The organism is Nitrincola nitratireducens (assembly GCF_000585235.1).
Taxonomy (GTDB): domain Bacteria; phylum Pseudomonadota; class Gammaproteobacteria; order Pseudomonadales; family Balneatricaceae; genus Nitrincola; species Nitrincola alkalisediminis.
This window is the reverse complement of record NZ_AONB01000041.1, coordinates 1-5,686: the sequence shown is the minus strand read 5'-3', so window position 1 is coordinate 5,686 and position 5,686 is coordinate 1. Positions and strand designations below refer to the sequence as shown.

The following is a 5,686-nucleotide window of genomic DNA, read 5'->3' as shown; positions in this document are numbered from 1 at the left end:
TCTTCCCTAGATTCTTTGTAACGATAGTCTTACCTCAATAACTATAAAGGTGTAAGACTATGCTTCGAAACCTGTCAATATCAATTCGTCTTCTTCTACTCACCCTGCTTCCAATATTAGCAGTTGCGAGTATCATTTTAATCGCTATCTCGGATATGCGCTCTCTGATCAAAAGTACAGAATCGATTTATTTTGAAGCTGTGGTTCCGTCACGAGACATTAAGTTTGTGTCTGATGCACTTACAGTCGAAATGGTTAATCTTTTCCAGAGCTTTCACCAAGAAACACTCACTTACAGCCAACTGATGTCGGACTTAAATCAAGCCCAATCCACATATCAACGCTACTGGGCAAGCTACTTAGAAAGTATTGGCAACTCAGAAGAGGAGTTAGCACTCTCCAGCGACGTTGCCAAACTGATTGAACGCAGTCAATCTTTAATCGCTGATTTTACAAGCCAAGCTGAATCGGGTGCTTTGATATTGATGGACTTCAACTCGTTTAATTTCAGATTAAATGCGACGTTTGGTCCACTAAGAGCTGGACTAGATGACTTAATTGAATATCAACTTAATGAAGCATCAGCCTAAAAGACCAATCCGTTGAGCAGTTTTCCAAAGACCTGATCCTGTTTATATCGATTGGCACGGTGGTGGTTATTCTGCTATTGGTTTTCGGCTGGCAGATTTCATCATCTATCAGAAAGCCAATCGCCTCTTTATCCAACAGTATGTCACGCATTAGCTCAGAGTCGGATTTGAGAATACGCGCCGATGTTTCGGGTAAAGATGAGATTGCGCTTCTGAGCAAATCATTCAATGGCATGATGAATCATTTCCAAAGCTTAATTGAGAACCTTGTTCGAGCTACTCATCAACTCGCAGCCTCAGCTGAAGAAATGAGCGCCATCAGCCAACAGGTGAGTGGCACAGCTCAGGAGCAAGAACAACAAACCACGATGATAGCAACTGCAATCAATCAAATGACTGCCGCTATCTCTGAAGTTGCAAGTAATGCACAGAATGCCTCTTACTCTGCTGAACAAGCAAATGAGCTAGCTAAAAAAGGGCAAGATCGCTCACGTCGTACGGTTTCGGCTATAGAATCCCTCGCACAGAGTATTGAGCAATCGGCTGTGCAAATATCTGCACTTGATGAGCAAACTCAACGAATCACCGAAGTGTTAGATGTAATTGAAGCATTGCCGAACAAACCAATCTATTGGCGCTGAATGCTGCAATCGAAGCTGCTCGCGCTGGAGATGCGGGCCGCGGCTTCTCGGTAGTCGCGGATGAGGTCAGAAGCCTAGCCGCCAATACTCAGCAATCGACTGAACGCATCCAGAAAACCATTAATACACTGCAAAAAGTTGCCAGAGAAGCGGTTGAGGACATGAGAAAATCGACTCAACAAGCACAAGCGGGTGTCGTTGATGCACGGGAAAATGGTGAATCGTTTGAACATGTGGGTGCAGCCATCGGCACTATTGCCGATATGAATGTCCAGATATCCAGTGCCACCGAAGAACAAACCGCTGTTGCCAATGAAATTAATGAAAATGTCACCATGGTGGCTCGAAGTGTTTCTGAAGTGGTCAGCGGCGCTGAGCAAAGTGCCATGGCCAGCCAACAACTGGCGGAGCTGGCTCAGCAACTGCAAAGTGAAGCGGAGAAATTTAAAGTATAGGCCAAAAAATGTTGGACTGAGCTGAAGAGAAGATTGGCGTTATCCTATAGATTCGTCTATACTTCGGCTCTTATCTGGGGGTGACATGGCTTCGACGCTGGTTACGAACCCTTGGGTGCATGTCGAGAACGTGATGATTCTCGTAAATCCCTCATCACATTGTTATAGTTGCAAACGACGATAACTACGCTCTAGCCGCTTAAGTCGGCTAGCGCCGCACTCTAAGGTGTCTGTAACTCAGAGGTTCGCGGTGTCATATGAGACAGAATCGCCCGGATGCTTTGCTCTAAGCTGAACGGTTAAAACTAAAAGAGCTCGCCCATAACACCCTGGCTCTCGGGTCGTGACGGGTTAATTGAATAGAGAAGCCTAAGCATGTAGATCTTAAGGCAGAGGATTGGCGGACGCGGGTTCGAAACCCGCCACCTCCACCACAAACCCTTCCCACCCAGACTCAAACACCCCCCAACCTCTAGTAAATACAGGCTTTTCAGCCCATAATATTGCCCAACGATTCCCATCCGATCCCAGTAAAGCCGGGGTACATTGGGGGTATAATTGGGGGGACATTCGACACCCCCACAGGTGATACCCCCAAACTGATACCCCCAACCCGAATTGAACAAGGGGTTTATCCATGCCACTAACCGACCGACAAGTGAAGGCTGCCAAGCCGCAAGAGAAGAAGTATAAAATCTCCGATGAAAAAGGTCTGTATCTTGAAGTACGTCCCAACGGCTCTAAATACTGGCGGATGAAGTATCGCTTCCACGGCAAGGAGAAACTTGCCGCCTTTGGTGTATACCCTGATGTTACACTGGCCGCCGCCCGTGAACAGCGAGATTCTGCTCGGCAACAAATTACGATGGGTATCGACCCTAGCGCAGCCAAGCAAGCACTGAAGCAAGCAGGTCGTAGCGCTAGCGAAAACAGTTTTGAGTTGATAGCCCGCGAATGGTTTTCTGTTCGCATGAGCGACAAATCTGAAGGACATCAAGCTCGGACCATGAGAGCATTGGAAAACCACCTCTTTCGCTCGGTAGGCAACCGCCCTATTTCAGAGATTGCTGCGCTTGATCTATTGCCAGTGCTTCGCAAAATTGAAGATAAGGGCCATGTAGAAACAGCACATCGTGTAAAGCAGGTTGCAGGGCAGATATTCCGCTATGGCATTATTACTGGTCGTTGTGAGCACGACCCCTGCTCAGATCTGAAAGATGCTCTAAAGCCTGCAAAAAAAGGTTGCTTTGCTGCCATCACAGAACCGAGTGAACTTGGCCGTTTGCTTGTTTCTATTGATCATTACCATGGTACACCAGCTGTGATCGCCGCTTTAAAGTGCTCTGCCTTGTGGTTCTGCCGGCCCGGCGAGCTCCGCCATGTTCGCTGGGAGCAGATCAATTGGGAAGAGAAGCGGATAGATATCATTGCAGAAAAAACCCATCAGCAACATATTATTCCTCTTGCCAAACAAAGCATTGAAATACTTGAAGGTCTACAACCGATCACTGGAAGGAGCGTGTATGTATTTCCCAGCGCCAGAGGTGCAAGCCGCCCAATGTCAGATGGGGCAGTACGAATAGCTTTACGAGGTATGGGTTACGACCGGGAAACACATACCGCTCATGGCTTTAGAGCAACTGCTCGCACCATTCTGGATGAGGTGCTGAATTACCGTATTGAGTGGATCGAGCAGCAACTTGCCCATGAAGTGAAAGATCCAAACGGCAGATCTTATAACCGCACAAAACACCTAAAGCAACGAAGAGAAATGATGCAACACTGGGCTGACTATCTTGATCAACTAAAGGCCGCTGCATCCAACAATAACGTTATCTGTGGGAGATTTGGGAACAAAATAGCTTGATATTACTTGAAGCTCACTTCGACGCTAACGACGCATCATTCAGATGGATACAGCGTAATTGCTGGCCTTCAGTTTGTTGCTGATCACTATTGAAGGTATCTGGATCTCCTCTCTAGCTTACTCGGGGACCTGTTTTTAGAGCATGATGTGCATGGACATGCAAAAGAATGACTTTCTGAAGGAGTTACCGTGCTCTAAGCAAAGGAAAACTCCTTGAGATTTGATCACCCTAAACAAGTCACATAAGCAATGCTCACTTTCCAAACTCCAATGAAGCATTGGTCTAATTAGTTATAAGTCCTCTAGCTTGAGCCTTCTGTAACTGTGTATTCATTAACAATAAAAGAAGAAGTGAGTTTGTGCTGTATGAGCTGCTTTTCAACAGCATTTTTCTCTACGAAACTCTTAGAGGTAGCCAATGCTACGGAATAAGCACGAACTGCATTAAGTAGCTTCTTCAAGCATCGTTTATTTATTATCCGTATGTTAGGGTCTGGCGGTGCTGTGTATTCGAAAATAGTCTTCGGATGAACCATAATCGGTGTCATTGAGCAAGTATCATCATACTTTTCCTTAAACCAGATTATTGATCCGTTAAGCTGGTTTGTATCAGATTTTGAAATCTTTGGAGATAATACTGCGCCGCTTTTACATTCTATTACTAAGTATGTTAGACCACCAAGCGCCCAAAGATTATCAGGACCTCGACCGACTTTTTCTTCAGGTCGCTCTGATCCAAAGCCAAGAAAGCTTCCTAGGTCTTTCATCGCTGCCTCAAAGCGTTTACTACCCTCCTCTCCCCAGTCTAAGTCATCTATAAGTCCGTTGACCCAAATAACAAGGTCATTACCCTCTAGAAACCGTTCCATAAACGAAGTTGCTGCTACTGCCTGACCCGCAGATGGAGCGCTGAGTTTACTATAGGTTACACCAGCAATTGGCTTTAGCAACCGTTGATTATGGCTTAAGGCGGATAACTGAAGCTCCTGAGCTTTTGCAGGATCAATGAAATTAGTATATTCGGCTAGCTGTTGCTTTAGATAACCTTTTACTTTGTCCTCTAATGTATTGTTAACAGCCTCTTGTGCCTTATTAATTGCTATGTCATACCTACCAATTCTTGCCGCATCAAAAGCTTCCCTAAGTTTGACTTGATTATTATCTAAATTTCCTCCTAGTATTGGGGGAGCATTTACTACTGCATTTCTACCCGCATTGATCCATGCGTCATTTTGCTTTAAGCACAAGTCTAATATGGGACGAAGCTCCTCTAAGGACTTACCTCGTACCTGTGAAGCGACACTTTTTCCTAGTTCAATTTGAGCACGTGTTGCAGATGAAAAAAACTGCTCTGATTCAGGCTGGTGCAATCTTTGCGTCAACCGTCCCCCAAGTAACAAAACAACACAGTGGTCGTCGCTAGAACGAACACCTCTTCCCATACCTTGTTCGATTCTTTGTATCTGTTGTACAAGTTGTCTTTTGGTACCATCGAGAAGTTGCATCTCAATGCGCTCATTCAATCCATAAACCTCAGGAAGCCCATCAATTACAAGCAGTTCACAAGCAGTTCTGGGAAGGTCTATTCCGTCATATTTGTTAATTAGTACGGTTAGACCAACATGCCCTTCTTTTAAACGCTCAACCCCGTCACGAATATTGTCTTTATCCAGAGTCTGGCTGGCAAAGTCTTTCCAAAAGGTCGCCCTTTTGTTGGATGGTACTATCACTACCACATTGAGCTCATTTGCAATATCAGCAACAAGTGTTCGAACATCCTCAGGGGTGTAATTAGGATTTATCTCTTGCGGAGCTAGTATCATCCTGTCTCCGATATCGCCACCGCCTTTCGGTCGAATCGGTTGACCGACTTCCTCTGATTGTGATCGGAAATGACTAACCAGAATTGTGTCATCGGCAAGTGTTGCTGTCATATGTACTCTTCTTTTAGCTGATGCAAAAGATGGTATTCTGTCTATTGGAATAAATCTTGGCACAATTTCTAACCGGTCTCCTCCAAAAAAACAGGTGCAAAGAGGTATGCATTCGCTCAGCAATGGCCATTTCCACTTTAACTCTTCTTCGTTCCTATTCGAGTGCAAAAGGCTTACAACATCATCCTGGTGGTAACCG

At 45.3% G+C, this 5,686-nt stretch carries 6 protein-coding genes and 1 other RNA gene; 5 read left to right on the top strand and 2 right to left on the bottom strand.

Translation table 11 applies throughout. The features are described 5' to 3' along the window. Positions 1 to 59: 59 nt before the first annotated feature. The 4 genes from D791_RS18385 to ssrA all read left to right on the top strand — a co-directional run bounded on the left by D791_RS18385 (position 60) and on the right by ssrA (position 2,120). The gene (locus tag D791_RS18385; RefSeq protein ID WP_036514916.1) at positions 60 to 590 is read left to right on the top strand and encodes an MCP four helix bundle domain-containing protein; all 531 of its coding nucleotides are present in this window, start codon (positions 60 to 62) and stop codon (positions 588 to 590) included. A 59-nt stretch (positions 591 to 649) separates the two neighbouring features. Then, positions 650 to 1,231, top strand: a complete 582-nt coding sequence (locus D791_RS19420) for a methyl-accepting chemotaxis protein (protein ID WP_157682433.1) — start codon at positions 650 to 652, stop codon at positions 1,229 to 1,231. After that, on the top strand, positions 1,222 to 1,686 hold the full coding sequence (locus tag D791_RS19415) for a methyl-accepting chemotaxis protein (protein WP_051514691.1): 465 nt from the start codon (positions 1,222 to 1,224) through the stop codon (positions 1,684 to 1,686). Before D791_RS19420 ends, D791_RS19415 begins: the two co-directional genes overlap by 10 nt. 76 nt (positions 1,687 to 1,762) lie before the next feature. Beyond that, positions 1,763 to 2,120: a transfer-messenger RNA gene (gene ssrA, locus D791_RS19860) on the top strand. Here ssrA and D791_RS20140 read toward each other — a convergent pair. Next, positions 2,071 to 2,256: a hypothetical protein gene (locus D791_RS20140; RefSeq protein WP_157682432.1), complete on the bottom strand. Its 186-nt coding sequence runs from the start codon at positions 2,254 to 2,256 to the stop codon at positions 2,071 to 2,073. The genes ssrA and D791_RS20140 overlap by 50 nt on opposite strands. 67 nt (positions 2,257 to 2,323) lie before the next feature. On the opposite strand from D791_RS20140, the gene D791_RS18370 reads away from it, so the two are divergent. Next, positions 2,324 to 3,553 (top strand): tyrosine-type recombinase/integrase, encoded by a 1,230-nt coding sequence (locus tag D791_RS18370; protein WP_036514911.1) that lies wholly within the window; start codon positions 2,324 to 2,326, stop codon positions 3,551 to 3,553. A gap of 302 nt (positions 3,554 to 3,855) precedes the next feature. Here D791_RS18370 and D791_RS18365 read toward each other — a convergent pair. Beyond that, positions 3,856 to 5,686: helicase C-terminal domain-containing protein (locus D791_RS18365; RefSeq protein ID WP_036514909.1), on the bottom strand; the 1,831-nt coding region annotated here is incomplete at its 5' end.

Excerpts from the sequence above, each read along its gene's own strand:
- D791_RS18385 (WP_036514916.1), top strand. The coding sequence starts at position 60 with ATGCTTCGAAACCTGTCAATATCAATTCGTCTTCTTCTACTCACCCTG.
- D791_RS20140 (WP_157682432.1), bottom strand. The coding sequence starts at position 2,256 with ATGTCCCCCCAATTATACCCCCAATGTACCCCGGCTTTACTGGGATCG.
- D791_RS18370 (WP_036514911.1), top strand. The coding sequence starts at position 2,324 with ATGCCACTAACCGACCGACAAGTGAAGGCTGCCAAGCCGCAAGAGAAG.